Here is a 26,589-nt window from a genome sequence, read left to right as displayed (position 1 = left end):
GGGCCATCGCCCGGATCGCCAAGGCGGCCGGCAACCCGGCGGCCGAAGCGCGCTATCTGGCCCGTTCTAACGGCTATCAGCGCTACTTCGACCACAATGCGGCCGAATACGCCCAGTACGGGGTGACCGGTTTCATGCGTCCGGTGATGATCGATGGCGCCTTCATGACGCCGTTTGATCCCTATGGCACCGAACATGAGACCGGCAACTATACCGAGGGCAACGCCTGGCAGTGGACCTGGTTTGTGCCCCATGACATCAAAGGTCTGAAAACCGCGATGGGCGGAGAAGAGGCCTTCAAGCAGAATCTAGACGCCACCTTTGCCGCCGAGAGTCAGGGGTCGGAGACCGCTGACATGACCGGGATGATGGGTCAGGTGGCCTTCGGGAATGAACCCTCCCACCATATCCCCTACCTCTACAACTGGACATCGGAACCTTGGAAAACTCAGGAGACGGTCGACTACATCCTCGACACCATGTACTCGAACACCCCGGCAGGCATCATAGGCAACGAGGATGTGGGCTCCATGTCTGCCTGGTATGTGATGTCAGCACTTGGCTTCTATCAGGTGAATGCGGCAGATCCCGTCTACACCATTGGCCGCCCGCTATTTGCCAAAGCGACCATCCCGGTCAAGGGGGGAACCTTCACCATCATCGCCGATAACAACAGCGCCAAGAACCGCTATGTCCAGTCGGTCACCATCAATGGCAAACCGCTCAAGGATGGTCTCTTCTTCGAGCACAAGGAGTTTATACCGGGGGGCAACCTCCACTTCGTGATGGGCGATACCCCGCCACAAAAGTAACGATCGATAGCATTGAGGTGACATTCAGCACGCAATCCGAAAATGTCACTTTGTGATACCCGACGGCCCACGCCAGATGGATTGATAAAATCCAATCAGCGCTGGGCCATTTTATTTTCCAGTGGGAAGCCCAGGTTCAGCCATTAACCCGTTTTTCTCAAATATGCCTTAAATCGGGCAATAAACCGCAAAAAATGGCTGTAAATCCCATTACAAGGGTTTTTCTGTCATACCTTGACCGCTGTCACATCCTGCCATTAATTAAACAAAAACCACTGTTGAGTTAAAGATCAACACTTTGCGAGCTGGATCACACCAGCAAAACAATGCAACAAAAATCCAGTTATTGCTACATTCATCGCCTGTCCAACCCCACCATAGAGGGCAATAATGAGCCCAATTCGCAACGCATGACTTAGCCCTGACGGGAAAGGAGAGTGAGATGTTACCCACCATGACCAACGGCAGACTCATCTGCCTGGAGTTGAAGGCCACCAGCAAGGAGGCCCTGTTCGACGAGATGGCACAGATGCTGGCGCGCGATGGCGCCGTGTCTGATCAACAGCAATTCGTCAAAGATGTCTGGGCCCGCGAGCAGCTGGACTGCACCGGCTTCGAGCAGGGTGTCGCCCTGCCCCACGCCAAGAGCAAGGCGGTCAGCCGCCCGGCCATTGCCATCGGTGTCAGCCGTCAGGGTATCGAGTACGGCGCCGAAGATGGCAAGCCGACCCAGCTGATCTTCATGATTGCCTCCCCGGATGGCGGCGCCAACCACCACATCGAAGTGCTGGCCGAGCTATCTACCCGTCTGCTGGAGCCGGGCTTTATCGAGCAGATGAAGGCGGCCACTACCGTCGAGCAAGCACTGACCCTGCTCAAGCAAGGCCCGAAAGCGGAAAAACCGGCGCAAGCCGCCAAACCGGCTGCCACTGCTCCGGTTGAACCCACCGATCGCACCTTCAAGGATCGCCTCAATACCATGAAGCAGCATCTGCTGTTTGGTACTTCCCACATGATCCCCTTCATCGTGGCGGGCGGTGTGCTGCTCTCCCTGTCGGTGATGATGAGCGGCAAGGGTGCCGTGCCGGAAGCGGGCTTCCTCAAAGACATGGCGACCATGGGTATCGCCGGTCTGACCCTGTTTACCGCTGTACTGGGTGGCTACATCGCCTACTCGCTGGCTGACAAGCCGGGCCTGGCCCCTGGCATGATCGGCTCCTGGATTGCCGTTCAGCACTATCAAACCGGTTTCCTCGGCGCCATTCTGGTGGGCTTTATCGCCGGTTTCGTGGTCAATCAGCTCAAACGGATCAAGCTACCTGACTCCATGACCTCGCTTGGTTCCATCTTCATCTATCCGCTGATCGGTACCTTCCTGGTGTGCGGCATCGTGATGTGGGGGATCGGTGCCCCGATCGCCGCCATGATGGAAGGGATGAACCACTGGCTCTCCAGCATGGCGGGCTCAGGTAAAGTGATGCTGGGCGCCATTCTGGGTGGTATGACTGCCTTCGATATGGGCGGCCCGGTCAACAAGGTTGCTACCCTGTTTGCTCAGACTCAGGTCAACACCCAGCCCTGGCTGATGGGTGGTGTCGGTATCGCCATCTGTGTGCCGCCGCTGGGCATGGCACTGGCTACCTTCATGTCTCCGAAGCGTTACAAGAAAGAGGAGCGTGAATCCGGCAAAGCGGCCGCCATCATGGGCATGATCGGTATCAGTGAAGGTGCCATCCCGTTCGCCGCTGCTGACCCCATGCGTGTTATCCCGGCCATCGTGGCAGGTGGTATCGTCGGCAACATCACCGGCTTCATGATGCACAGTATCAACCACGCCCCCTGGGGTGGCTGGATTGTCCTGCCGGTTGTTGAAGGCAAGATGGGTTACATCCTGGGTACCATCCTCGGCGCCCTGACCACTGCCATCATCGTCAACCTGCTGAAGAAGCCGGTGAGCGAAGAAGATGACGTGACCACCACCCAAACCAGCTTCGAAGTCATTGAAGCGGAAGGGGAAGCGGACGTACTGGCCATCACTGCCTGCCCGTCTGGCGTGGCCCACACCTTCCTCGCCGCCAAGAGCCTGCAGAAGGCCGCCGCCCAGCAGGGGATCAAGATCAAGGTCGAGACCCAGGGCGCCAACGGCATCATCAACCGCATCACCGCCAAGGATGTCGCCAACGCCCGCTGTGTCATCTTCGCCCACGACGTGGCAATCAAGAACCGCGAGCGCTTCACCGATATCGAGGTCATCGATGTGAAGACCAAGGAGGCGATTCACAATCCGGAAGCGCTGCTGGCCCGCACGCTGGGCAACAAGGCAAACGCCGCCTGATAGCAGTCAGACCAACCAGTACAAGGGGCCCATCACGGGCCCTTTTCGTTGCCTGCCGAGCAACCGCATATCATCCCACCGACCAAGCCACTGATTTAAAACATATTAACTACTCACATCACGGATCTTGGCGAGCCGTCACAGAACGGTGACGTGTAAAAAAACAGCAATTGAAGCGCTGGTCAGATCTCATGTCAAATGGCTCCGCCTACTAAACTGGAGCATCACAAAAATGATAAAAATCAATAAATTGGTTCTGGCTGTTACCCTCACCCTCACTGCCACCCCCTTGCTGGCGGCCCACTGGACGTGTGGCGAGCACGTGCGCTTTGGTCTGCCCTCCGAATCGGATCAGAAGCTCTGTCGTGAAGGGTATGCCGTCGGCTACAACTACGACTACAAGGTGGCGGACTGGGTCTCCTACCGGATGACTGCCCAGAGCGCACAGGGCACAGTGCCGCGCAAGGATGCCTTCGCCGAGGACAGGGAGATCCCGGTTGCCTACCGCGCCACCCTCTCCGACTACAAGGGCTCGGGCTACGACCGTGGCCATCAGGCTCCGGCGGGAGACATGAAATCGAACAAGAACACCATGAAAGAGAGCTTCCTGCTGAGCAACATGACACCGCAGATCGGGGTGCTCAACCAGAAGGCGTGGCGCGTGCTGGAGGACAAGGTGAACAAGTGGGCGGTCTCCCGCAAGGATGTGCAGGTGATCACCGGCCCCATCTTTACCGGCTCTGAAGAGTCCATCGGTCAGGGTGTGGCGATCCCGAGTGCCTACTACAAGATCGTGATGGACCCGGCCAAACTGCAGGCCATCGCCTTTATCATGCCGCAGGAAGAGGTGCCCATCAGCCAGATCGCCGACTACCGGGTCTCGGTACGCGAGGTGGAGGAGCAGACCCAGCTCAACTTCTTCAGCGATATGCCCGAAGAGCAGCAAGAGACGCTGGAAGCCCGCGTCTCCCCGATGTGGAACTGAGCGCGAACACTCGCCAACAGATGGATTGAGACGCCATCTGTCTTGCATCGCAACAGAGGGAGGGGGAGTCACGCTCCCCCTGCCCTTTTCAGATGGCTGCTGACCCGTTGCGGCCACTTTTGCGGCCACAGGTGTGGCATAACCCGACGACCCGCCCCGACTCACAGTTTGCCGCACCGTTAACTGGTATATTGCCCTCTCTTTGGCACTAACAGACTGAATTGACGCACATTTGCCTCGTCGCATCGGCCCGCAAACCGGAGCCCACGGCGTGATTCAGCCCGACAGAGGACCTTTTGATGAAACAGACCCTTCTTGCCCTCACCCTCGGCGGCCTGCTGGCGCTCTCGCCCCTCGCCCTGCAAGCGGCCGAGAGCTCGATGCAGATGGAGCACGACCTCAATACCCTGGTCAGCAAACGCCAGGCGGTGGACATGCTGCTCGGCGAAGCGCTGCAGATCTACAAGTCGCCAGCCAAGATCTCCCACGCCGGTTTTACCGCCAAGATGCCGAGCAATATGGAGCTGGTGACCGAGCGGCTGCTGGCCGCCTACCAGCTGGAACCCTACCGCACGGACCTGCTCATCTCGGCGGCCAACGCCCAGATCTACAACGGCAACCTGAGCCGCGCCATCACCTTGCTGGAGCAGGCGCAAGCCGTCGCCCCCGATGATCTCGACATCAACAGCTATCTCGCCATCTGGCAGCTGGTAAAGGGTAACAAGGAGGCTTCCCGCAGCTATCTGGCGAAAGTGGCGGATCGCAACGGCGGCCGCGCCGCCGATCTGGAGGAGATCATCGCCCGGGTGCAGCGGATCACCGCCGCCCCGCTGCAGACCGAACTGACCGAGGATCAGGTCAAGGCCAGCAGGGAGGGCAAACGCGCCATCGTCACCCTGGGCTACGCCCTCAATCCCGACGGCAGCATGGACAAGATCCTGCTGGGCCGTCTGCAAACCACCCTTGATCTGGCCAAAGCCGACCCGGAAGCGCTGCTCATCCTGACCGGCGGCGTGCCCCAGAACCGCCAGACCGAGGGCAAGCTGATGGCTGACTGGCTGGCCAACCACGGCATCGACCGCAGCCGCCTGATTGAAGAGAACTACGCCACCAGCACGGTGGACAACGCCCTCTACAGCGCCTATGCCCTCGCCCGCCACCAGATTGACTATGCGGTGCTGGTAAGCTCCGCCAGCCATGTACGTCGCGGCCAGACGGTGCTGGAAATCGCCTGCGACCAGATTGGTCCGGCCAACATCAAGGTGGCGAGCGTCAGCTACCCCGACAAGCCCCTCGAGGAGCTGGCCACCCCGAGCGAGAGCGAGCTGCTCGGCATCTACCGCGACGCCCTGCGCACCTACGGCATGTGGAGCTACCGCTCCGCCCCGCTGATCGAGCGTTGATCGGCCATCAAAACGAAAAAGAGAGGGAGGCGTGATGCCTCCCTCTCTTTTTATTGACCGATGATTGGCCAAGCCGCGCCCGTTAGCTGACGATAAAGCCCTGCGAGGGGGCCGCTTTGGGATCATCACCGAAGCGGTTTGGCCCCTGCTGACCGTTGCAAACCATAAAGTAGATAAGCACCAGGGTGCCGATAATGGGGATAAGCCCGAGCAGCAGCCACCAAGCGCTGCGGTCGGTATCGTGCAGGCGACGGGCCGCCACCGCCAGCGATGGCAGCAGCACCGCCAGCGAATAGATGGAGCTGATCAGCTCCTTGTCGCCGCCAATCAGCTTGTCCACCATGCCCAGCAGCAGCATGACGATGACGTTGCACAGCACGAACATCCAGTATTCGGTGCGACGGGCCCGCCCGCTGAATACCGCATATTGCTTGAGGACCGAGATATACCAGTTCATTGCGCCTCCTGAGTGGCCTTTATGCCTATGAATAAAAAAGAGAGTCGATAAAACAAGTAGTTAAGAGCTTAGCGCGATCATCCCCCCGAGTCGACAATGATGCCCGAACGCCTCCCAAACTAATCAGCTGCGGCAATCATTGACCGACCGAGCCGGAAGATAATTTGCCCTGTAACAGGGAAAATCACCCCCATCAGCGCATCACTCTCGTCACAAGCAGGAAAATGGTGCTTAATAATCCATTAGCAATCGTATGGACTCAGCGTGAGGATAGCGGTAGATTCGGCGCCCAATCCTGAACAGGATCTGTGTCTCCCTCCCATAATGAATCCACTTATTCATTACTTCTCCTAACACAGGGATAGCCATGAGTATTACACGCAGAGATTTTCTCAACGGCGTTGCCATCACCATTGCGGCAGGCGTCGCCCCCATCAATCTGCTCAAGGCTGCCGAAGGCGGCAGCACGCTGGCGGATAAAACCCTGGCCTACCCGCCCGCCCTCACCGGCTTGCGCGGCAACCACCCGGGCTCCTTCGAACCGGCCCACAGCATCGCCCGCGATGGCAAACAGTATGACTTTGCCAATGTACCCCTTGAGGGAGAGTACGATCTGGTGATCGTCGGCGCCGGCATCAGCGGTCTGGCCGCCGCCTGCTTCTATCAGCAACTGCTCGGCGCGGATAAAAAGATCCTGCTGCTCGACAACCACGATGACTTCGGCGGCCACGCCAAGCGCAACGAGTTCACCACTCCCGATGGCCTGCGTCTGGGTTACGGCGGCAGTGAATCCCTGCAATCACCGCGTTCGGTCTACAGCCCGGTGGCGCTCGGTCTGCTCAAGGCGCTGGAGGTCAACATCGACGAGCTGGCCGCCGGTTTCCAGCAGACCTTCTATCCGGATCTGGGGCTCAGCCGCGGCGTCTATTTCGACGAGAAGCACTTTGGCGTCAACAAGATAGTGAACGGCGATCCGGGCCACAACGTAGCGGATGACATCCCCCGCGATCGCCTGAATGGCCGGCCACTGGCAGAATTTATCGGTGACTTCCCCCTCGATGATGCCGACAAGGCCGCCCTGTTGGCCCTGCACGAAGCGAAGATCGACTACCTGAGCGGCATGACCCGCGAGCAGCAGGACGAGTGGGTGACCCGCAACAGCTACACCACCTTCCTGCGCGATAAAGTGGGCCTCAGCGAACGGGCGATCACTTACTTCCAGCAGCGTACCAACGACTTCCAGGCCGTCGGCATCGACGCCACCGCCTGCGCCGATGCGCGCCTCTGCGCCTTGCCGGGTTTCGACGGCCTCAATCTGACGCCGCTGGATGCCGAGGAGCAGGCGGAGCTGGACGATCCCTACATCTTCCACTTCCCGGATGGCAACGCCGGTCTCACCCGCCTGATGGTGCGCAAACTCATCCCGCAGGTGGCGCCGGGTCACACCATGCAGGATGTGGTACTGGCCAAGTTTGACTACGGCAAGCTCGACCTGCCGGAGCACAAGGTGCAGCTGCGCCTTGGCAGTACGGCGTTGCAGGCGAAAAACGTGCGCCTCGCCGATGGCAAACTGGCGGTGGATGTCACCTACATCAAGGAGGGGAAACTGCATCGGGTACGGGCCAAGCAGTCGATCATGGCGGGCTACAACATGATGATCCCCTACATGGTGCCCGAGATGCCGGAGCCCCAGAAGGAGGCGCTGCGCCAGAACGCCAAGGCGCCGCTGGTCTACACCAAGGTGGTGATCAAAAACTGGCAAGCCTTCGTCAAGCTGGGGGTGCACGAGGTCTACTCCCCCGCCGCCCCCTACAGCCGGGTCAAGCTCGACTATCCGGTCAGCATGGGTGGCTACGAGCATCCCAAGAGCCCGGATCAGCCGATGTGCCTGCACATGGTCTATGTGCCGACCCTGCCGGGCAGTGGCCTCTCGGCCCGCGAGCAGTCCCGCAAGGGGCGCGCCATGATCCTCGGCATGCCGTTCGAGCAGCATGAGCAGATGATCCGCGAGCAGTTGCAGGGGATGCTCGGCAGCGCCGGTTTCAACCATGAGCAGGACATCCTCGCCATCACGGTCAACCGCTGGTCTCACGGTTACTCCTATGTCACCAACACCCTGTTTGATGACGAAGCGCAGTGCGAAAAATGGATTGAACTGGGTCGCCAGCCGATCGGCAACATCACCATCGCCAACTCGGATGCAGGCTGGAGCCCCTACGCCCACGCCGCCATCGACGAAGCGTGGCGCGCCGTCAACGAGCTGGTTGCCATGAGCAAGGGAGGTGCCCAATGAACCGCGCCCTGTCACTCACCGCCAGCGCCCTGTTGCTGGCCCTGCCTACCCTTGCCGCCAACGCAGCCCCCGCCATGTCGGCAGGGGAATACGTGGCCAAGCTCGGCGATTGCGCTGCCTGTCACACCAGCGAGACCAGCAAGCCGCTGGCGGGCGGCAAAGGGTTCCCGACCCCCATCGGCACCGTATTTGCCACCAACATCACCCCGGACAAGACCCACGGTATCGGCAACTACAGCCTGCCGGAGTTCATCAAGGTGATGCGTGAAGGGGTGGCCCGCGATGGCCATCGCCTCTATCCGGCCATGCCCTACACCGCCTACGCCAAGATGAGCGATAAGGATCTCGAAGATCTCTATCACTACCTGATGAAGGAGGTGCAACCACTGGCCATCGTCAACAAGGAGAGCGACATCCCCTGGCCCCTCAACATGCGCTGGCCGCTGATGGGCTGGAACTGGGTCTACCACGATGACAGCCGCTTCACCCCGGTCGCAGGCAAAAGCGAAGAGTGGAACCGTGGCGCCTATCTGGTGCAGGGTGCCGGTCACTGCGGCAGCTGCCACACTCCGCGCGGGCTTGGCATGCAGGAGAAAGCGCTGACCGAGGCGGATCCCGTCTACCTGAGCGGTGCGGCGCTGGATGGCTGGTATGCCCCCGATATTCGCGGCAGCCGTTACAGCAAGCAGGCGCTGATCGATCTGCTGAAAACCGGCCGCAGCCAGCATGAAGCGGTCGCGGGCCCCATGGGGGAAGTGATCACTCACAGCAGCCAGTATTTCAGCGACGCCGATCTGGCCAGCATCACCACCTATCTGACCGATCTGAAAGATGAACAGGTGGCGGAGAAAGGGGCCCGCGCCTACGCCAGTGCCAGCGGCAAGGCGGACTACGCCATGTATTGCTCCACCTGTCACGGGGTCAACGGCCAGGGCAATGACCACGTCATCCCCTCGCTGGTCAACAACCGCACCGTGCTGGCGAGCGATCCGTCGAGCCTGATCAACGTGCTGCTGCACGGCGCCGAAACCCCGGTCACCCACGGCCATCTCGGCTACCACATGCCGGGCTATGGCTGGACCATGGATGACGAGCGGCTCGCCGAGCTGGTCAACACCCTGCGCGCCTCCTGGGGCAATGAAGGCACCGCCGTCAAGGCGGCGGCGGTCAAGGCCCAGCGCGAGCTGCACGGCAAGGAGTAAGGGCTGTCAGCCCTCTCTTGGCCAAGTGCCATAAAAAACGGGCCTCCACTGGAGGCCCGTTTGCTATTGATGAACCACGTTCCGGTGCTTATCCCTTGCGGGATTTGGGCCCCGGCAGCGGCGCCGTTGGCTGGCGGTAATCGCCATAGGGGAAGATATTACGAAACCGCTGGGCCACCGGCTCGGGGATGGAGCGGGAGAAGATCAGCTTCACGCCATCGCCATCGCGCTGCCCCACAATGCGCCCACGCACCGTGTCGTGGCGCAGGATCTGCTTGGCGTGCTCAATAAAGGCGGGTGACACCTTGCCCTGCTTGACCACCACCTTGCCGGGGGCAAGGCGGATCTCGAACAGGGCGCCACGCCCCAGCTTCATCAACCACCAGATCAGCGCAATCGCTACGATCAAGGAAATCCAGGCCATCTTCATCCCTCCCAAGCTCTTGATATAAGGCAGTATAAGCGGCCGTGCGCTCCGATTGTTTGGCGCCGATCACAGCCCCCGTGTCAGCGCAATAGCGCCTCTTTGCTCAGCAATCCTTGCCCCAGCCCACCAGCGTCTCGCGATAGAGCGCCAGCAAGGCTTCATCGCGCACCGCCACCCCGACCTGCTGCGGACGATAGGCTGCCCAGTCATCGTGGGAGTGGCGCTTGCCATCGAACTTTTGCAGGGTGTGGCCGATGGCCGGGCCGCTGGTGATCACCCGTACCGGCCCTTCCCGCAGGGTAAAGAGGGTCGGGTCGATGACATAGGCGATGGCGGACGGGTCGTGAACGTGGCAACCGGAGAGCCCCAGCTTCTCGGAGTAGAAGCGCAGATAGAAGCGGCTCACATCCCACAGGAAGCGGCCCGGCTCCCCCGCCTTATCCCTGAGCTCATCCAGATAGGCGCTGCTGAAGAAGCTCTGCTGGGTCACGTCCAGCCCGATGATCACCACAGGCCAGTCGGCGGTAAAGACCCGGTCGGCGGCATCGGGATCGTCGTGGATATTGGCCTCGGCATAGGGGGTGACGTTGCCGCGATGGCCGTTGACGCCAAAGGCGCCTCCCATCACCACCACCTGTTTCACCAGCGAGACAATCTCGGGCGCCTGTTGTAGCGCCAGCGCCAGATTGGTCAGCGGGCCGATAGTGACGAGGGTGATCTCCCCCGGCGCGGCTTTCACCGCCTCGACTATGTACTGCCAAGCGGGGCGGGGATCCTGGGCTATGGTCACCTCCCCCGCCTCCATGTCGCCAAAGCCGCTCGGGCCGTGGACTATGGTGGTGGGGCCGACCGGCTCGCGCAGCAGCGGGGCGGCAGCACCTTTGGCCACATCCGCCTTCATGCCGTACTTCTGCTTGAGCCAGAGGGCGTTGCGGGTGCCATTGTCGATGGTGGCGTTACCAAAAACTGTGGTGATGGCGAGCAGCTCGATGGCGGGGTGGGCCTCGGCAAACAGGATAGCCATGGCATCGTCGATACCCGGGTCGGTATCCAGAATGATTTTATGGGTCATGAGAAATTCCTACGGTGACAAACCCTGCGACAAAAGGGAGAGTCTACCCGGCTGACGGCCCCATATCCCGGCATGGGATCACAGAGCGGGCCTTTGCTCCCGGCAGCGGGGGCGCTGCTAGCGACAATTAGCATAAAAAACGCGGCCCTGTTGCCAGCGCCGCGCCCTTTATCGTTGTTCGCTATCTGCTATCTGGCAGTGATCTGCCTGACTACGCCCCTCAGTGCTTGCGATGCCAGCGTGGTGAGGTGGATTTCTCTCCCCAGGGGGTGACGCAGGGGAGCAGCGCCCCTTCAATCACCATCTCGCTGCCCGCCAGCGCTTCGGCGATCTTCTGGTGCAGCACCCGCAGTACCTTGCCCTCGTGCTCGGCCAGAGAGTGGCCCGCGGCAAAGAACTCCGGCTGATATTGCAGTGCCAGCTTCTGGGCGAATTCGTAGGTGTTGAAGCAATCCGGCATCCGCTCAACCACATCTTCAAGCCGGGCCAACAAGCTGTTCAGTTCCCTGGTCATAGTGCTCTCTCCGTGTAGGTTAATAGCCAAAAACTACCCCTTATTAGATAAGTCACCAACGAGCAAACCACAAAAGTGTGGGGAGACACACAGTTCTCTCTTGCGTCCGGCTCATGGTGAACGGCAGACAGCTTGCCAGCTTTACATTCCGGTAACAAACAGCTAGATTTAGACCGACTAATCAGTCGGTCATTTTTCATGCGGAGAACAACATGGGTGCGGCGCAGCTTCAACACACTCCTGAGGATATCCTCGCCATCAAATTGTCCCTGCCGGATCAGCTGGCACGGCTCAAGCGGGCGAGTCTGGCTCACCCCATGCCTACCCTGGCCGAGCGCCGGGCGCAGCTGACCAAACTCAAACAGGCGTTGCTCGCCCACAAGGGGCAGCTGTGCAAGGCGCTGGCAGCAGATTATGGTCAGCGCAGCCACTACGACAGCCTGATCGCTGATGTGCTGCCCTGCATCATGCAGATCAACTACACCCAGAAGCGGCTCAAGCGCTGGATGCAGCCTCACCGCCGTCACACCGGCCTGCTGCTGGCCCCCGCCAAAGTAGAGGTGCACTTCCAGCCGCTCGGGGTGGTCGGCATTATCGTGCCGTGGAACTTTCCGGTGATGCTGAGCCTTGGCCCCCTCATCACCGCCATCGCGGCTGGCAACCGGGCGATGCTGAAACTCTCCGAGTTCACCCCCCATACCAATGCCGTGCTGCGCACCATGCTCACCAGCGTGTTTGACGAAAACGAGATCGCCATCATCGAGGGGGATGCCCAGATGGCGGCGGCATTCAGCTCACTGCCGTTCGATCACCTGCTCTTTACCGGCTCAACCATGGTGGGCAAGCTGGTGATGGCCGCCGCCGCTCCCCAGCTCACCCCCCTCACCCTTGAGCTGGGTGGCAAGAGCCCTTGTCTCATCGCCCCCGACATGCCGGTCGCCACCGCGGTCGAACGGATGATCTTCGGCAAGAGCCTCAACGCCGGGCAGATCTGCGTCGCCCCCGACTATGTGCTGCTGCCCCGCAGCGAGGTGGATAACTTTATCGCCGCCTATCGCCGCCACTTCAGCAAGCTCTACCCGCAGGGGCTCAATAGCGCCGACTACGGCGCCATCATCAACGACCGCCAGTATCAACGTCTCGTCAGCTGGCTCGATGAGGCCGAGCAGGCGGGTGCCCAGCTCCACCCCTGTGGCAGCCCGGCCCGCGATGACCAGCGTCGCCTGCTGGTGCCCCACCTGCTGACCGGGGTGCCGGGTCAGTGTCAGGTGATGCAGCAGGAGATCTTTGGCCCGCTGCTGCCACTCATTCCCTACGACACCCTGGAGGAGGCGCTCGCTTATGTGGCTGAGCGGCCCCGCCCGCTGGCCCTCTATCTGATGAGCTTCGACCCAGAGCTGCAGGCGCGAGTGACCCGGGAGACCCACTCCGGAGGCATGGCGATCAACGAGAGCCTGTTTCAGGTGGCGGCCGACGATGTGCCGTTTGGCGGCATCGGCGCCTCCGGCATGGGCCACTACCACGGCCACGAGGGGTTCCTCACCTTCTCCAAGGCAAAAACCGTGCTGACCCGCGGCAAGTTCACCACCGGCTCCCTGATCCATCCGCCCTACCACAGCTGGATCCAGAAGCTGATGATGGCCTTCTTCCTGCGCTGATGGATATGACCATGAACCAGGCTATCCCGCAGCCACAAACCATGACCGACAAGCGCCGCCAGATCCTGGATGCCGCCCTCGCCCTCTGCGCCGAAGATGGCCTGCAGGGGGCCGCCACCGCCCGTATCGCCAAGGCGGCCGGGGTGGCCAACGGCACTCTGTTCCACCACTTTCCGAGCAAGGAGGCGCTGATCCTCGCCCTCTATCAGGATGTAAAGACCCGGATGGGGAGCGCCATCCATGAAGCAGATCCCACCCTGCCGCTGTACGACCAGACCCGCCACTACTGGCAGCTGGCGATGGAGTGGATGCAGGCTAACCCCAATGAGCTCAAATTTGTGCTGGGCTTCTTTCACTCTCCGCTGTTGGCCAGACCGGCCCGCAGCCAGATCCTGAACGATGCCCTGCGCTTTCTGCCTGCCCTGCTGGCAAAGGGGCAGGCCAGCGGCGAGCTGATGCAAGCCCCCGCGCCACTGTTGCTGGAGGTGTGTCAGGGCCAGTTCCTCGCCTGCGCATCACTGTTTGTCGATCAACCGGAGCTGGGAGAGGACGACTACTGGCAAGCCAGTGCGTTCGCCCTCTTCTGGTCAGCCATCTCAGGAACCAATCCTCATGCGCCTTTCCATACCAACATGGACGTTTGAATCTGCGGCAGCCCTTGGCCGCCGCCTCTGGATCACCACTCTGCTCTGGGTGGTGGGTCGTACCCTCTGCCGCGCCGCCCGCACCGATGAGGCGGTACGCCGCGAATTGGCGCCGTTGCCGGACGGGCTGGCGATCCGCCTCGAAGTAGGCAGCATCGGCTACGCCATGAACATGCACAAGCAGGGTGGCCGCTGGTATCCCGGCGCGCCGGCCGCCCCTCATGCCACCATCCATCCGCTGCGGGTGCGCTTCAAACACCCCAATATCGCCTTTCGCGCCCTGAGTTTTCGGCTCGGGGTCAATCAGGCATTTGGCGAAAACCGGCTGCTGGTGGAGGGGGATCTGACCGTTGCCATGCATCTGGTGCGGGGGCTTGAGCAGTTGCAGTCCCTGATCCTGCCCGCTTTTATCGCGCGGCCGCTGCTGCGCCACTATCCCGCCCCGACCAACAAACTTGGCCGGGCTTGCAACATCTATCTGGGTCTGGTGACCGGCTAACGCGCAAGGAGCTTTGAAATGAGCCGCTATTACGATTTCTTCTGCCCGGTCAAACTGCTGGCCGGTGAACAGGCACTGGAGCAACTGGCCAGCGAGCTGGCCAGCCTGGGTGCCCGTCGCCCGCTGCTGCTGACCGACAAGGGGGTCAATGCCACCGGCCTTGCCACCCTGCTGGCCAATGTGCTGGCCGAGGGGGAGCTGCCGGTCGCCGCCATCTGGGACGAGATCCCGGCTGACTCTTCCACCGCCGTGGTGGAGCGGATCGCCAAACGCTATCGCGAGCTCGACTGCGACAGTCTGGTGGCACTGGGGGGCGGCTCGGTCATCGACACCGCCAAGGCAGTCAACATTCTCACTTCCATGGGGGGGGATCATCTGCTCGACTACTCGGGCGCCGGTTGCCTGACCCGTCCCCTCAAGCCGCTGGCGGTGGTGCCCACCACGGCGGGCACAGGATCAGAAGTGACATTGGTTGCAGTGATCAAGGATGAGGCGAGCGGGCGCAAGGTGCCCTTCACCTCCCCCTTCCTGCTGCCCCAGCTGGCGGTGCTCGACCCGCGCCTGACCCAGGGGCTGCCCCTCAATATCACCGCCGCCACTGCCATGGACGCCATGACCCACGCCATCGAGGCCTTTATCGGTACCGCCAAGAACCCGGTGAGCGATGCGCTGGCCCTGATGGCGGTGGAGAAGATCGCCAGCGCCCTGCCGCAAATCATCCACGACCCGCAAAACAAACAGCTGCGGCTGCAACTGGCGGAAGGCTCCACGCTGGCTGGCATGGCTTTTTCCAACTCCATGGTGGGGCTGGTGCACGCCCTCGGCCACAGTCTGGGAGCCCGCTGCCATCTGCCCCACGGGCTGTGCATGAACCTCTTTTTGCCGACCGTGCTCGACTACAACCGCCCCGAGGTGGATAGCGAGATGGCCCGGCTGCTGTTGCCGCTGGTGGGGGCAGAGCGCTTTGCTGCCACCCCGGCCCATCAGCGGGCGGAGGCGACCATCACAGCCATTCGCACCCTGCGCGACACCTTGTGGCAAGCGGTCAAGCTGCCGCGCACCATGAGCGAGGCAGGGGTAAGCGACCGCTCGCTACTGACCGAGATCCGCGATCTGGCGGTCAACGACGGTGCCCTGCTGTTCAATCGCAAGGATGCCGACCGTGAGCAGTTACTTACCCTGCTGGAGCGAGCCTGGACCTGATCCCGACCTCTTTGCCAACACTCTTATGCTGACACTAACGCGGTGCCCGACTCACCATCGGGCACCTTGATCTACATCGCGATATCGATGCGCCCTCTGTCAAAGGGGGATGATATTGACCACGGGCTCTCATTATCTGTTCTATACCTTGGCTAACAGTTATGTTGTGCCGAGAGACCCAACTTTATGCCAGAGGTGCCCACCATGAGCGACATCATCCATCAGGCCAACCAGCAGCAGTTCATCTGTATGGTGGAGGGTAAAGAGTCGAGACTGCGCTACCGGCGGCTCGATGCCAAGACCATCGACGCCTACAGCACCTTCGTGCCGCCCGAGCTGCGGGTGCAGGGGATTGCCGATCAGCTGGCGCGTGCCTTCTTCAACTGGACTCAGGCGGAGGGGCTCACTATAGTGCCGAGCTGCCGCTACATTGATGTCTGGTTACGCCGCAATGCCAACAACTGAACCTCTGAACTCCGCCCTCGAACAGCAATTCCAAGCCAAAACAGAAGCCCTGCTGCGGGCCGATCCGCAGCGGATGGCCTGCCTGCAAGCCGCGGCCGAGCTCAATCTGCCCGACTGGGCGCTGGGGGCCGGTTTTATCCGCAACCTCATCTGGGATCACCTTCACCACAAGGCGGTGCCCACCCCGCTCAACGATATCGACCTTATCTATCTCGATAAAACCGATCCGCAAGGGCTGGCCGAGGCGACGCATGAAGCCTGGCTGGCAAAGCGGCTGCCGGATCAGCAGTGGGAGGTGCGCAATCAGGCCCGCATGCACACTCGCCAGCTGGTGGCGCCATTTGCCAGCAGCCTTGAGGCGCTCAGCCACTGGGTCGAAGTGCCCACCTGCATCGGCGTGCGCCTGACCAAAGATGGCGAGTTCGAGTGGCTTGCCCCCTACGGCTTTGCCATCAACTGGTCGCTGCAAGTGAGTGCCAACCCCAAATGTCGCCAGGACAAACAGGTTTTTACCCAGCGCATCAAGGAGAAACGCTGGCAGGCTATCTGGCCTGACCTTCAGGTAAACTGGCCATAACCTGATTGCAATCTTTCGATAACCTTGGGCACACTAGGGGAAAAGCTGGTTGTAACTCAATGGGTTAAATAATGCGCGACTTCTTCTCTCTCGAACGCTGGCTACCGGGCCTCGCCGCCCTGCTGCATTACCAGCGCGCCTGGTTGATGCCAGATCTTCGCGCCGGACTCTCGGTGGCGGCCGTGGCGCTGCCCGTCGCCATCGCCTATGCCGAGCTTGCCGGAGTGGGTGCCATCGTCGGTCTCTACTCCTGCATCCTGCCCATGCTGGTCTACGCCCTGTTTGGCACCTCCCGACAGCTGATTGTCGGCCCCGATGCCGCCACCTGTGCGGTCATCGCCGCCGTGGTAACGCCGCTGGCTGCCGGAGATCCCACCCGCCACTGGCAACTGGTAATGACCATGACCGCCATGACCGGCTTCTGGTGCCTGATTGCCAGCCGCTTCAAGCTGGGAGTGCTGGCGGACTTTCTCTCCCGCCCGATCCTGATGGGGCTGCTCAACGGGGTGGCCATCACCATCATGGTGGGCCAGCTATCCAAGATTTTCGGCTTCACCTTTAGCGAGCGTTACCTCATCGAGCGGATCGCCAGCGGGGCTACCTATATTACCCAGACCCATCTGCCGACCCTGGCCATGAGTCTGGTGGCCCTGCTTACCCTGCTGCTGGCCAAACGCTACAAACCGGCATGGCCCTCCTCCATGGTGGCCATGGTGGTAACCGCTGCGCTGGTGTGGGGCTTTAATCTGGGCCAGTTTGATATCGCCACCCTGGGGGCGGTGGGCTCAGGTCTGCCTGCGTTCCAGATGCCGGAATTTCCCCCCGGTCTGATGCGGGAGCTGGTACTGCCTGCGCTTAACCTGGCCATGGTGAGCTTCGTCTCCATGATGCTGACCGCCCGCAGCTTTGCCGCCAAAAACGGTTATGAGATCGACGCGGACAAGGAATTTCGCGCCCTTGGCATGGCCAACCTCGCCTCCGCGGTCTCCCAGGGTTTCGCCATCAGCGGGGCGGATTCGCGCACTGCGGTCAACGACGCCAACGGCGGCAAGAGCCAGTTGGTCTCCATCATCGCCGCTGCGGTGATCGCCCTCATCACCTTCTATCTGACGGCGCCGCTCAAATACATTCCCACCGCCGCCCTCGGGGTGGTGCTGGTGATGGCCTCCCTGTCGCTCACCGATTTTCGCGGTCTCTGGGCACTACGCCACTCCGATCGATCCGCCTTCTGGCTGGCGCTGGTCACCTTTATCAGCGTGCTCACCATGGGGGTGATCCCGGGGATCACTCTCGCCGTGTTGCTGGGGCTGTTCCAGTTCCTGCGCAATGTGATGCGCCCCACCGACCAGCTGCTCGGCATGGATGACGAGGGGGTAGTGCGTACCCTGGGGGACAACGAGCAGGCCAAGGCGATCCCGGGTATTCTGCTCTATCGCTTCAACTCGCCGCTCACCTACTTCAATGCCCCCTACTTCAAGCGGCGAGTGCTGGCCTTGCTGGTGCAGGATCCACGAGCCCCCAAGTGTCTGGTGATCGATGCGGTCGCCTGCTTCACCCATCAGGACATCAGCGTGATGAGCATGGTGGGGGAGCTGCACAAGGAGCTGAAACGGCGCGGCATCCATATGGTGATGGCGGGTCGCCACGGCCAGATGACCCACTGGCTAAAGCAGGCGGGCGTGCGGGTGGGCGATGAAGGGATCATCCTCTGCCCCGACATGTATCAGGCGCTGCGCCTGACCCGCTGCTACCGCGAGCCGGTGTTCAAGGATGATGCGGTGGTGGAGAGCACCACAGATGCCATCCGCTCGAATTGGCCGCAAGATGATGCCCTGCCCGACTCGGCGCGCCTCACCCTGCCAAGCGAACAGGAGGCAGGCGCCACGCCTGCCTGATCCCTTGGCCTGCGCCCCTGGCCGGTGCAATCCTGCACAAGGATTGCACCGGCCTTGGCCTTGGTGTTAAATGCGCCCCCAGAGGGCACTTCCCCGTACCCTCCCAGCTGTTGGACATGCCATGCAATCTCAATCCCACGCAGGCCCGGGCACCCTCTTTGCGCTGACCTGGCCGCTCTTTATCGATCTCGCCCTGCACTTTCTGACCGGTGCCCTAAACACCTTCATGGTGGGTCACGTCTCCTATCAGGGAGTGGCGGCGCTGGCGGTCGGCAATCAGGTGTTCGATCTCGCCATCACATTGTTCAGCTTCGTCAGCATCGGCACCAGCGTGGTGATCACCCAGTATCTGGGGGCCGGCGATCGGGAGAAGAGTCGGGTGGTGATCCACACCGCCATCGGCTTCAACCTGCTGATCGGTCTGGTGGCCGCCATCGGTGTGATGGCGGGGGCCAGCACCATGCTGGCGCTGATGAACCTGCCTGCCAACCTGATGAGCGACGGGACGCTTTACTTGCAGATCATCGGTCTCTGCCTGTTACCGGAGGCCGCAGCCCTCTGTCTGGCGGCGACCCTGCGCGCTCACGGCCACACCCGTCAGGCGATGTATGTGACCCTCATCGTCAACCTCATCACCTTCGTCGGCAACCTGTTGCTGCTCTACGGCTGGTTCGGCCTGCCCCAGCTTGGCGTCGCCGGTGTCGCCATCAGCACGGTCGCGGGCCGCCTGATCGGCGTGGTGCTGCTGGTGTGGCTGGTAGCCCGCAAGACCGGCATTCGACTGGTGTTGCGTGATATCGTCCACCCCAGCCGGGAGATGCTGGGCAAGGTGCTCCATATCGGCCTGCCTGCTGCAGGGGAGAATCTCTCCTGGATGCTGCAGTTTATGGTGGTGACAGCCTTTGTCGGACTGCTGGGTGACAAGGCGCTGGCGACCCAATCCTACTTCTTCCAGATCTGCCTGTTTATCCTGCTGTTTGGCCTCTCTATCGGCCTTGGCAACGAGATCATCATCGGTCATCTGGCAGGTGCCAGGCAGTTCGATCGCGCCTATCAACAGCTGCTCAAGAGCCTCAAGCTCGGGCTGGCAGTCACCTGCGTCATCGCCGTGGCGGCTGCCCTCAATGGCCGTACCATCATCAGCCTCTTTACCGATGATGCCGACATCATCACCCAGGTGGCGCAACTGTTTCTTATCAGCCTTATCCTCGAGCCCGGCCGCACCTTCAATCTGGTGGTGATCAACGCCCTGCGGGCCACCGGGGATGCCCGTTTCCCCCTCTACATGGCGTTGCTCTCCATGTGGGGAATTGCCGTGCCACTCTCCTATTTCCTCGGTATCATGCAGGGTTATGGACTGGTCGGTATCTGGCTGGCGCTGGCCTGCGACGAGTGGGTGCGCGGTCTGGCCATGTTCTGGCGCTGGCGCAGTCGTCGCTGGCAAAACAAAATTCTTGTTGAAACAAAAGCGGAATCACAATGAAGAAGATAGGACTCTTGCTGGCTGCCATCCTGCTCAGCCCCCTGGCCATGGCGCAAACTGCCCCTGCCGCTCCCAAGGCTCAAGCCACCCAGACCTGGTATGTGGCCCCCATCGCCATCGATGAAACCAGCGACGCCCAGAAGGCGCTGACCAAGGACTTCATGGCCCAGATGATCAAGACCATCAAGATCAACGAGTACCAGACCGGCAAGGCGGTGGGCAACACCAAAAAGCCCAAGTGGCTGATCCGCACCAAGCTGATCCCCGCCAGCAACGAGCCGCTGGTCGGCAAGAAGCACCCGCAGGGTCTCACCTACGGCAAGGGCAATCCGACCCAGGAGATCGTCGGCGAGCTGCTGATGAACGGCACTGTGGTGGCCCACATCGGCCAAGGCTGGCGCGAGCCTATCGTCCCGGGCACGCCGGTGGCCGAAAAGCTCTCCATCGCCAACTATCGCTACGCCATCGGGGATCAGGCCAAGTCGGCGGATCTGGAGGAGCTGGCGGCCCAGATTGGCTTTGAGGCGGGCAAGGTGATCCACCGCGATGGCAAGCCGCTGCCCGAGAAGAAAAAGAAAAAAGAGCAGGCGGACGAAGATAAAGAGTAACGTTGCCTGCATCCATAAAAAGGGGCCACTCAGCCCCTTTTTTGATCCTGCACCCTCACGCCAACACTGCCCCTGTTGTGACTTGTCGCACAGTTTGGCTCACCATTCAGATTGATAAATCACTTATCTTGTTTTAATTCAACAAGTTATAAATATCCCGCCGAATACTCCAAATCATTGCCCCCAAATCCGATCAGGATCACATTTATCCCCGGCACTAAGGGGTAGCTTTGGTCTTACAGGCACAATCAAACGAAACCAAGGAGGCTCCATTACATGTTCCCAGAGTACAGAGAACTCATCTCGAAACTGAAGAGCAGTGATGTCCATTTCCAGAAGAAGTTTGACTTGCACAATGACCTGGATGCGGAGATTAGAAAGTTGGAAAAGCATCACGCCAGCGACTATAGCGCCGAGGTGAGAGATCTGAAAAAACAGAAACTCAAACTGAAAGAGGAGATATACGACATCCTCAAACAACATCCACAATAGATGCCTCGAAGAATATGCGGATAAGCAATTTATCCCCCAGCCCGGCCCACGCGCCGGGCTTTTTGTTGTTTCAGTCAATTAGTTGACACCCGAGCCTACCGATCTTGCCGGTAGTTTGTTACATTTTTCCCTTGGAATTCAGGGAATAACGGTGATGATAACATGAGCAGAAAACGATCTTTTTATCATCTCTTGCTGCTTTGCCTGTTCGCATTGAGCCACCCCCTGCAGGCTCAGGAGCCTGAACTGGAGCTGTGGCACTCCCAGCAGGCTGGTTACGTGATCGACGACGTGATCGCCCGCTTCAATCAGGAGGGGAACCACAGAGTACGGGTCACCCAGATTGAGCCGGGCAAGATCAAGGCGGATCTCCTGCTGGCAGCTCAGGCCAGGGGGCAGCCCGATCTGATGCTGATCCCCTCCGATTTTATCGGCCTCTATCGCCAGATGACCCTCGCTCCCCTCCCGGCCGAGTGGTTTTCCCCCGCGCTGATGGCCAGCGCCTTGCGTTATGTCACCCTGGATCGGCAACGCTGGGGCATGCCCATGATGCAGGGCAACCATCTGATGCTGTTTTACAACAAGGCGCTGGTCTCGACTCCGGTGACCCAATGGCAGCAACTGACAGCTATCACCCCGGCCCTCAAGGCCAAGGGGGTCTACCCCGTCAGCTGGCCCTATCACGACATGTACTACTTCGCCGCCTTTTTACACACCTTTGGCGGCTCGCCGGTGACCGAAGGGCACATCACCCTCGACAGCCCGGCCATGGTGCAGGCACTGGAGGCCTACCGCACCGTCGCCAGCGAACAGTGGGTCGATCCCGAGTGCGACTATGACACCGCCCTCACCCGCTTCAATGAGGGCAAGAGCGCCTACCTCATCAATGGGGACTGGGCGTTCAATGATCTGGTGAAGAACATGGGGGATAAGCTGGGTGTCGCCCTGCTGCCCCGCTGGCAAAGCCATCCCATGCACTCCATGAGCGGCGCCTACGTGATGGGAGCCTCCCGCTGGGCGATGGACGATGAGGATCGGCAACCCGTCATCAAGGCACTGATGGCCTTTATCCAGCGTCAGGATATTCAGCAGTTCATTTATCATCAGGGGGCACTGCTGCCGGTCAATCAGCAGGCTTTTACCGCCATCAGCCGCCGTCCCACGCCTCAGGAAAAAGTGCTGCTGGAACAGTTCACCCTCAGCACCCCCATGCCCTCCGACAGCGCCATGTCCATCGCCTGGCAAGCGATGGAGAAAGGGTTCGAGCGCTTTAAAGAAGGGATCAGTGCCGCCGACACCGCCCGCTATATGCAGCAGTTGGCCGATCAGCAGTACCGGCAGGTCAAAGCACCATGAAACATCGCACCTTTCGGCTCGGCCCGACCCTCATTATCATCCTGTTCACCGTCGCCTTGCTGCCGGCACTGCTGGCCAGCACTGTGCTGCTGATCCGCCAGCACCAGATCATCGCCCAGAGCGAGCAGTCACAGCTGGAGCGGGCCCTCACCAGCATGACCCGCGAGGCCCGCTTTCGCAGCGAGCTGATTGGCACCCAGCTCAATCAGCTCAGCCAGGATCGGGTACTCCATCAGGCCCTCGACAACTTTCTCTTCTCCAGCCATGCCCGGCTGGCGCTGGCCACCTTTGTCAAATCCAACAACCTGATCGCCTCGGCCTACCTCATCGATGACAAGGGGTTGGTGGTGGAGTACATCAATGGTCAGGCCTCCCACCTCGAGTCGAGCAACCTGATGCCGCAGTTGATGGCCTGGGGCAAGACCCGCGAGGCAAAACAGGGCAAGCATCTGCTGCTGCCCGTCGATGATCCCGTGCTGGTCGACGACATGGAGCAAAACCGCAGCGGCGGGCTGGCGCTGGTGGCCCCCATCTATCGCAACCACCAGCGCGCAGGGGTGATGCAGACTCCTTCCGGCTTCGTGATGGCCATCCTCCCCTGGCGGCAGATGGCCCAGTTGCTGGAGCCCTATCTCAAGGGGAGCGAATATCTGGTGATCTCCCAGGGCGAGAACCGTCTCTACGAAGGGGCTCACCAGAGCGCCAACGCCATGGATGACAGGGAGCCAAGCAAGATGGCGCAGCCCCTGGCTATTGGCTGGCCCCAGCTGGAGCAGGAGATCACCCCCACCATCACCCTCTACAGCTACAGCAATGACAGGGTCAGCGAGCTCAATAAATCCCAGCAGTTGCTGACCGTCAGCATCGCCGTCATGTTGCTGCTGGTGGCCATCGGCTGCGTCTGGCTCACTCGCTGGCTCACCCGACCGCTGCGCTCGCTGGCCGCGCTGGTGCGCAGCTATGGCAAGGGCAATTACCAGCAACGGCAGGCGCCGCTGCGCTTTGTGGAGTACGACGAGGTGCGCCAGCTGCTGCAAGAGATGGCCAGCACTATCTCGGATCAGGTGCGGGCGCTCTATCAGCAGAATGAACAGCTGCAGCAGGCCAATAGCGAGAAAGAGGCCTTCAACCAGCGGCTGCTCGGCTTCAACGACGAACTGGAGCAAGAGGTCGCCTCGCAAACGACCGCCCTGCGTTCGGCCCTGAGCCGGGAGGAGCGCAGCCGCCATATCCTGCAATCCTGGCTGCAGTTCGGTCTGCACCAGCAGCTGGATATCGATATTGCCGAGCTGGCCAGCTCCGCCCTGCTGCAGCTCTCGCAGCTCTATCCCGGCCACCGCTGGGGGCTGGTGATCCGCCGTGACGGGCATCCCCACTACTCCCTGACCCAAGGGGTCGATTCCCCCTTGCGGGATGCCCTGCAGGAGAAACTGACTCAACTGATGGATGAGGAGGTCAAACACTCCGAATGCCAGTGGGATAACGCACTCTGGAAGATCATGACCCTGCCCGGCAGCCAGAGCGGCGTGCTGTTTGGCTATCTGATGGTGAGCGCAGAAGGGCTGGAGTCCGAAGACAGGGCCATCTTGCGGCTGTTTGCCAAGCAGTTGGCGGTGGGCATCGAGGGGCGCCTCTTCACCGACGAGCTGGCGCGGGTCGCCCGCACCGACAACCTCACCGGGCTGCCCAACCGGCAGGCGTTCGAAGAGACCTTCCACCACTATCAAGCAGTGCTGGCGCGCCATCCGGAGCGTCACCTCGCCCTCTTCATGCTCGACCTCAACGGCCTCAAGCGCACCAACGACCAGTATGGGCACGAGGCAGGCGACGCTCTGCTGATCCAGATGGCTCGCCAGCTGCGCACCCTCTGCCGTCAGGATGAGAAGATTTTCCGCATCGGCGGCGACGAGTTCGTCCTGTTGGCGGAGGCGGATCACCTCGCCAGCCAGCAGCTGGCTGGCAGGTTGGAGGCAAGCCAGCAGCACGCCATCGTGCAGCATGGGGAGCACAGCTTCCCGCTGCGTTTTGCCATCGGCTGGAGCAGCAGCGACCAGACTCCGCTGGCGGAGCTGAGCCGGATGGCTGACGATGCCATGTATGCCAATAAGGCGCGCTTCTATCAGGGGCAGCGATAAAAAGCGGAGGTCTCTGGCGTTGGCGAGCCTTTCGCCAACGCCCTGATCAGCTCGCAAAAATGGTGCGCAACGCTAGACGCGGCGCGGACCATGACTAAGATAGGGGCTCTTGATGTCTCGATTTGGAAGGGAGTAGGAAATGGAGTTAGTACTTGGCCCGCTGGAAGCCCGCGTCATCGGCTGTCTGATTGAAAAAGAGATCTGCACCCCGGATCAATATCCCCTCTCCCTTAATGCACTGGTCAACGCTTGCAACCAGAAGAGCAACCGCGAGCCGGTGCTGGATCTCTCCGAGCTCGATATCCGCGCCGTGGTGGACGAGCTGATCCGCAAGCGGCTGGTGGTCAACACCGCCGGCTTCAACGCCCGGGTGCCCCGCTATCAGCACAGGTTCTGCAACACCGAATTTGGCGAGCTGAAATTCAGTGCCCAGGAGCTCGGTATCGTCTGCGAACTGCTGCTGCGCGGCCCGCAAACCCCGGGGGAGCTGCGCTCGCGCACCAACCGCCTCTGCAGCTTCGATGATGTCACCGAGGTGGATGCGGTACTGACCCAACTCATCGAGCGTGGCCCCTACGTGGTCAAGCTGCCGCGCGAGCCGGGCAAGCGCGAATCCCGCTACGCCCACCTGTTTAGCGGCGAAGTGGATATTCAGGCGATGATGGATGCAGCCCCCGCAGCGGCCTATGCCTCCCCTGCAGCCGACCGTCTGAGCGAGCTGGAGCAGGAGGTAAACGAGCTCAAGAGCCGTCTCGCCGCCATGGAAGCGCGGCTGGCCGCACTGGATGGTCAGGGCTGATCGCCTTTACCATCGCCAATCTCTATCAGGGAGCTGGGGCAGATGTCCCCGGCTCCCTGCGTTTTTTTATCGTGAGGACGTGCCCGTGATCACCCTGATTAAAGAGTCTGACCACCAGAAGATGCCCTGGAAAAACCAGCAGGGCACCACCAGCCAGATCCTTATCTCCCCCAAAGGGGCAAGCCTTGCCAAACTCGACTTTGACTATCGACTGAGCTCGGCCCCCATCAAGAGCGCGGGTCCCTTCTCCCCCTTTCCCGGCTATCAGCGCATTTTGCTGCCGGTGAGCGGGGCAGGCTTTGTGCTCAACGGCCACCCCTACGCCACCTTCGAGGCGGCGCACTTTAGCGGCGATGAGGAGACCCACTGCGAGTTGCTGAAAAAAGAGGTGACCGATCTGGGGCTTATCTACCATCCGGATCGCATCAGCGCCAACGTGCGGGTACTGAACCTCCCCTTCCCGCTGACCCTTACCCTCGAGCCAGAGAAGACCTACCTCTGTCACCTGCTGAGCGGCCAGCTGACCGTGCAGGGCAAAGAGGTGGCCATCAATGAGACGCTGGTGGTCACCGGGGAAGAGAGCATTCACTTCGAATGCCAGAAGAAGACCGCCATCGCCTTCTTTACCCTACAGGCCAAATAGCGCGAAAGTCGGCGGTGTGCAGCCATGTCATGCCACACCACACGCAAGCGACAGAGATGAAAAAGCCGGGTAATCCCGGCTTTTGCTATTCAGGCAACCGGCTCGATGCCGGTCACAACCTTAATTGACCTTGAAGGAGCCCTTCATCATGGCAAAGTGGCCGGGGAAGGAGCAGAAGAAGGTGAGATCCTTGCCCGCCAGACCGTCGGTCTTGAAGGTGACGCTGCTGCTCTCGCCGCCGCCGATCAGCTTGGTGTGAGCCAGTACACGGGGATCATCCTTGGGCAGATAGCCGTTTTCGGCCCCGGCGCTCATCCCGGCAGTCGCCACGGTCTGATAGTCGGCGGTGCTGGCCAGCACCCAGTTGTGGCCCATGGCGGTAGCAGGCAGCTTGCCGGTGTGGTTGAGGGTGACCGTCACCTCCTTGCAGGTGGCCGGCACGCTCATCTCTTTGAGGTTGTACTGCATGGCATCATTGCCTTCGATGACCAGTGCACACTCATCCGCCAGCACAGGGGCAGCCAGGGTACTCAGAAACAGCAGGGTAATCGCCTTTTTCATCATCTTCTCCTTTGATTGGCAATGGATGGCAACGACTTGGCGGATGCGGTTAACGCTTCGCAAAGATGCCG

General features: G+C 60.8%; 25 protein-coding genes. 20 read left to right on the top strand and 5 right to left on the bottom strand.

What is annotated here, in order from left to right; genetic code table 11:
• The 4 genes from DBR30_RS21975 to DBR30_RS09770 all read left to right on the top strand — a co-directional run.
• The coding region (locus DBR30_RS21975) for a glycoside hydrolase family 92 protein (RefSeq protein ID WP_258224374.1) at nucleotides 1-812 on the top strand (812 nt) is incomplete at its 5' end.
• A gap of 442 nt (nucleotides 813-1,254) precedes the next feature.
• Entirely contained in the window at nucleotides 1,255-3,147 is a 1,893-nt protein-coding gene (locus tag DBR30_RS09780) for a PTS fructose transporter subunit EIIC (RefSeq protein ID WP_108542003.1), read from the top strand.
• Nucleotides 3,148-3,379: 232 nt separating this feature from the next.
• Nucleotides 3,380-4,132 carry a DNA/RNA non-specific endonuclease gene (locus DBR30_RS09775; protein ID WP_107682314.1) on the top strand — a complete coding sequence of 251 codons (753 nt, stop codon included), beginning with the start codon at nucleotides 3,380-3,382 and terminating at the stop codon, nucleotides 4,130-4,132.
• Between the two features lie 299 nt (nucleotides 4,133-4,431).
• Nucleotides 4,432-5,535, top strand: coding sequence for a YdcF family protein (locus DBR30_RS09770; protein WP_058058856.1), 1,104 nt, complete (start codon nucleotides 4,432-4,434; stop codon nucleotides 5,533-5,535).
• 82 nt (nucleotides 5,536-5,617) lie between these two features.
• Here DBR30_RS09770 and DBR30_RS09765 read toward each other — a convergent pair whose 3' ends face one another.
• Complete coding sequence (locus DBR30_RS09765) at nucleotides 5,618-5,992, bottom strand: DUF805 domain-containing protein (RefSeq protein WP_019446635.1); 375 nt, start codon at nucleotides 5,990-5,992, stop codon at nucleotides 5,618-5,620.
• A gap of 367 nt (nucleotides 5,993-6,359) precedes the next feature.
• Between DBR30_RS09765 and DBR30_RS09760 the strand changes: the two genes are divergently transcribed.
• Together DBR30_RS09760 and DBR30_RS09755 are read left to right on the top strand one after the other, a co-directional pair.
• Nucleotides 6,360-8,285, top strand: coding sequence for an NAD(P)-binding protein (locus DBR30_RS09760; RefSeq protein WP_108588322.1), 1,926 nt, complete (start codon nucleotides 6,360-6,362; stop codon nucleotides 8,283-8,285).
• Nucleotides 8,282-9,487, top strand: coding sequence for a cytochrome c (locus DBR30_RS09755; protein WP_108588321.1), 1,206 nt, complete (start codon nucleotides 8,282-8,284; stop codon nucleotides 9,485-9,487). The genes DBR30_RS09760 and DBR30_RS09755 overlap by 4 nt, the downstream gene beginning before the upstream one ends.
• 88 nt (nucleotides 9,488-9,575) lie before the next feature.
• Here the strand turns inward: DBR30_RS09755 and DBR30_RS09750 are convergent, their stop codons facing one another.
• The 3 genes from DBR30_RS09750 to DBR30_RS09740 form a co-directional block, all read right to left on the bottom strand.
• The gene (locus tag DBR30_RS09750) at nucleotides 9,576-9,911 is read right to left on the bottom strand and encodes a DUF3634 family protein (protein WP_005353195.1); all 336 of its coding nucleotides are present in this window, start codon (nucleotides 9,909-9,911) and stop codon (nucleotides 9,576-9,578) included.
• Between the two features lie 106 nt (nucleotides 9,912-10,017).
• The gene (locus DBR30_RS09745) at nucleotides 10,018-10,986 is read right to left on the bottom strand and encodes a nucleoside hydrolase (protein WP_108542002.1); all 969 of its coding nucleotides are present in this window, start codon (nucleotides 10,984-10,986) and stop codon (nucleotides 10,018-10,020) included.
• Nucleotides 10,987-11,206: 220 nt separating this feature from the next.
• Nucleotides 11,207-11,500 (bottom strand): hypothetical protein, encoded by a 294-nt coding sequence (locus tag DBR30_RS09740; protein ID WP_005337735.1) that lies wholly within the window; start codon nucleotides 11,498-11,500, stop codon nucleotides 11,207-11,209.
• 212 nt (nucleotides 11,501-11,712) lie between these two features.
• Between DBR30_RS09740 and DBR30_RS09735 the strand changes: the two genes are divergently transcribed.
• From DBR30_RS09735 to DBR30_RS09670, 14 genes are all read left to right on the top strand, one after another.
• On the top strand, nucleotides 11,713-13,158 hold the full coding sequence (locus tag DBR30_RS09735) for a coniferyl aldehyde dehydrogenase (RefSeq protein WP_021230685.1): 1,446 nt from the start codon (nucleotides 11,713-11,715) through the stop codon (nucleotides 13,156-13,158).
• Nucleotides 13,159-13,169: 11 nt separating this feature from the next.
• The gene (locus tag DBR30_RS09730) at nucleotides 13,170-13,802 is read left to right on the top strand and encodes a TetR/AcrR family transcriptional regulator (protein ID WP_108542008.1); all 633 of its coding nucleotides are present in this window, start codon (nucleotides 13,170-13,172) and stop codon (nucleotides 13,800-13,802) included.
• Nucleotides 13,771-14,301 (top strand): hypothetical protein, encoded by a 531-nt coding sequence (locus tag DBR30_RS09725; protein ID WP_108542001.1) that lies wholly within the window; start codon nucleotides 13,771-13,773, stop codon nucleotides 14,299-14,301. The genes DBR30_RS09730 and DBR30_RS09725 overlap by 32 nt, the downstream gene beginning before the upstream one ends.
• A gap of 18 nt (nucleotides 14,302-14,319) precedes the next feature.
• A complete protein-coding gene (locus DBR30_RS09720) occupies nucleotides 14,320-15,504 on the top strand; it encodes an iron-containing alcohol dehydrogenase (RefSeq protein ID WP_108542000.1) in 1,185 nt (394 codons plus the stop codon).
• Between the two features lie 204 nt (nucleotides 15,505-15,708).
• A complete protein-coding gene (locus DBR30_RS09715) occupies nucleotides 15,709-15,969 on the top strand; it encodes a GNAT family N-acetyltransferase (RefSeq protein WP_005337747.1) in 261 nt (86 codons plus the stop codon).
• Nucleotides 15,956-16,546 carry a nucleotidyltransferase family protein gene (locus DBR30_RS09710; RefSeq protein ID WP_108541999.1) on the top strand — a complete coding sequence of 197 codons (591 nt, stop codon included), beginning with the start codon at nucleotides 15,956-15,958 and terminating at the stop codon, nucleotides 16,544-16,546. The genes DBR30_RS09715 and DBR30_RS09710 overlap by 14 nt, the downstream gene beginning before the upstream one ends.
• Before the next feature lie 71 nt (nucleotides 16,547-16,617).
• On the top strand, nucleotides 16,618-18,441 hold the full coding sequence (locus tag DBR30_RS09705) for a SulP family inorganic anion transporter (protein WP_108541998.1): 1,824 nt from the start codon (nucleotides 16,618-16,620) through the stop codon (nucleotides 18,439-18,441).
• 121 nt (nucleotides 18,442-18,562) lie between these two features.
• Nucleotides 18,563-19,924 (top strand): MATE family efflux transporter, encoded by a 1,362-nt coding sequence (locus DBR30_RS09700; protein WP_108541997.1) that lies wholly within the window; start codon nucleotides 18,563-18,565, stop codon nucleotides 19,922-19,924.
• Nucleotides 19,921-20,532: a hypothetical protein gene (locus tag DBR30_RS09695; protein WP_108541996.1), complete on the top strand. Its 612-nt coding sequence runs from the start codon at nucleotides 19,921-19,923 to the stop codon at nucleotides 20,530-20,532. The genes DBR30_RS09700 and DBR30_RS09695 overlap by 4 nt, the downstream gene beginning before the upstream one ends.
• 276 nt (nucleotides 20,533-20,808) lie before the next feature.
• Nucleotides 20,809-21,024, top strand: a complete 216-nt coding sequence (locus DBR30_RS09690) for a YdcH family protein (RefSeq protein ID WP_005337763.1) — start codon at nucleotides 20,809-20,811, stop codon at nucleotides 21,022-21,024.
• A 162-nt stretch (nucleotides 21,025-21,186) separates the two neighbouring features.
• A complete protein-coding gene (locus DBR30_RS09685) occupies nucleotides 21,187-22,380 on the top strand; it encodes a sugar ABC transporter substrate-binding protein (protein WP_108541995.1) in 1,194 nt (397 codons plus the stop codon).
• On the top strand, nucleotides 22,377-24,515 hold the full coding sequence (locus tag DBR30_RS09680; protein ID WP_108541994.1) for a diguanylate cyclase domain-containing protein: 2,139 nt from the start codon (nucleotides 22,377-22,379) through the stop codon (nucleotides 24,513-24,515). Before DBR30_RS09685 ends, DBR30_RS09680 begins: the two co-directional genes overlap by 4 nt.
• A gap of 139 nt (nucleotides 24,516-24,654) precedes the next feature.
• Entirely contained in the window at nucleotides 24,655-25,314 is a 660-nt protein-coding gene (locus DBR30_RS09675) for a YceH family protein (protein WP_108541993.1), read from the top strand.
• Nucleotides 25,315-25,399: 85 nt separating this feature from the next.
• The gene (locus DBR30_RS09670) at nucleotides 25,400-25,957 is read left to right on the top strand and encodes a HutD family protein (RefSeq protein WP_108541992.1); all 558 of its coding nucleotides are present in this window, start codon (nucleotides 25,400-25,402) and stop codon (nucleotides 25,955-25,957) included.
• A 120-nt stretch (nucleotides 25,958-26,077) separates the two neighbouring features.
• Here DBR30_RS09670 and azu read toward each other — a convergent pair whose 3' ends face one another.
• Nucleotides 26,078-26,518, bottom strand: a complete 441-nt coding sequence (azu, locus tag DBR30_RS09665; protein ID WP_108541991.1) for an azurin — start codon at nucleotides 26,516-26,518, stop codon at nucleotides 26,078-26,080.
• Nucleotides 26,519-26,589: the final 71 nt, after the last annotated feature.

Origin of the sequence: Aeromonas sp. HMWF017, assembly GCF_003061465.1 — a bacterium.
Lineage (GTDB): Bacteria > Pseudomonadota > Gammaproteobacteria > Enterobacterales > Aeromonadaceae > Aeromonas > Aeromonas veronii.
Note: the sequence above shows the minus strand (reverse complement) of the source record. Positions and strands in the feature narration are given on the sequence as shown.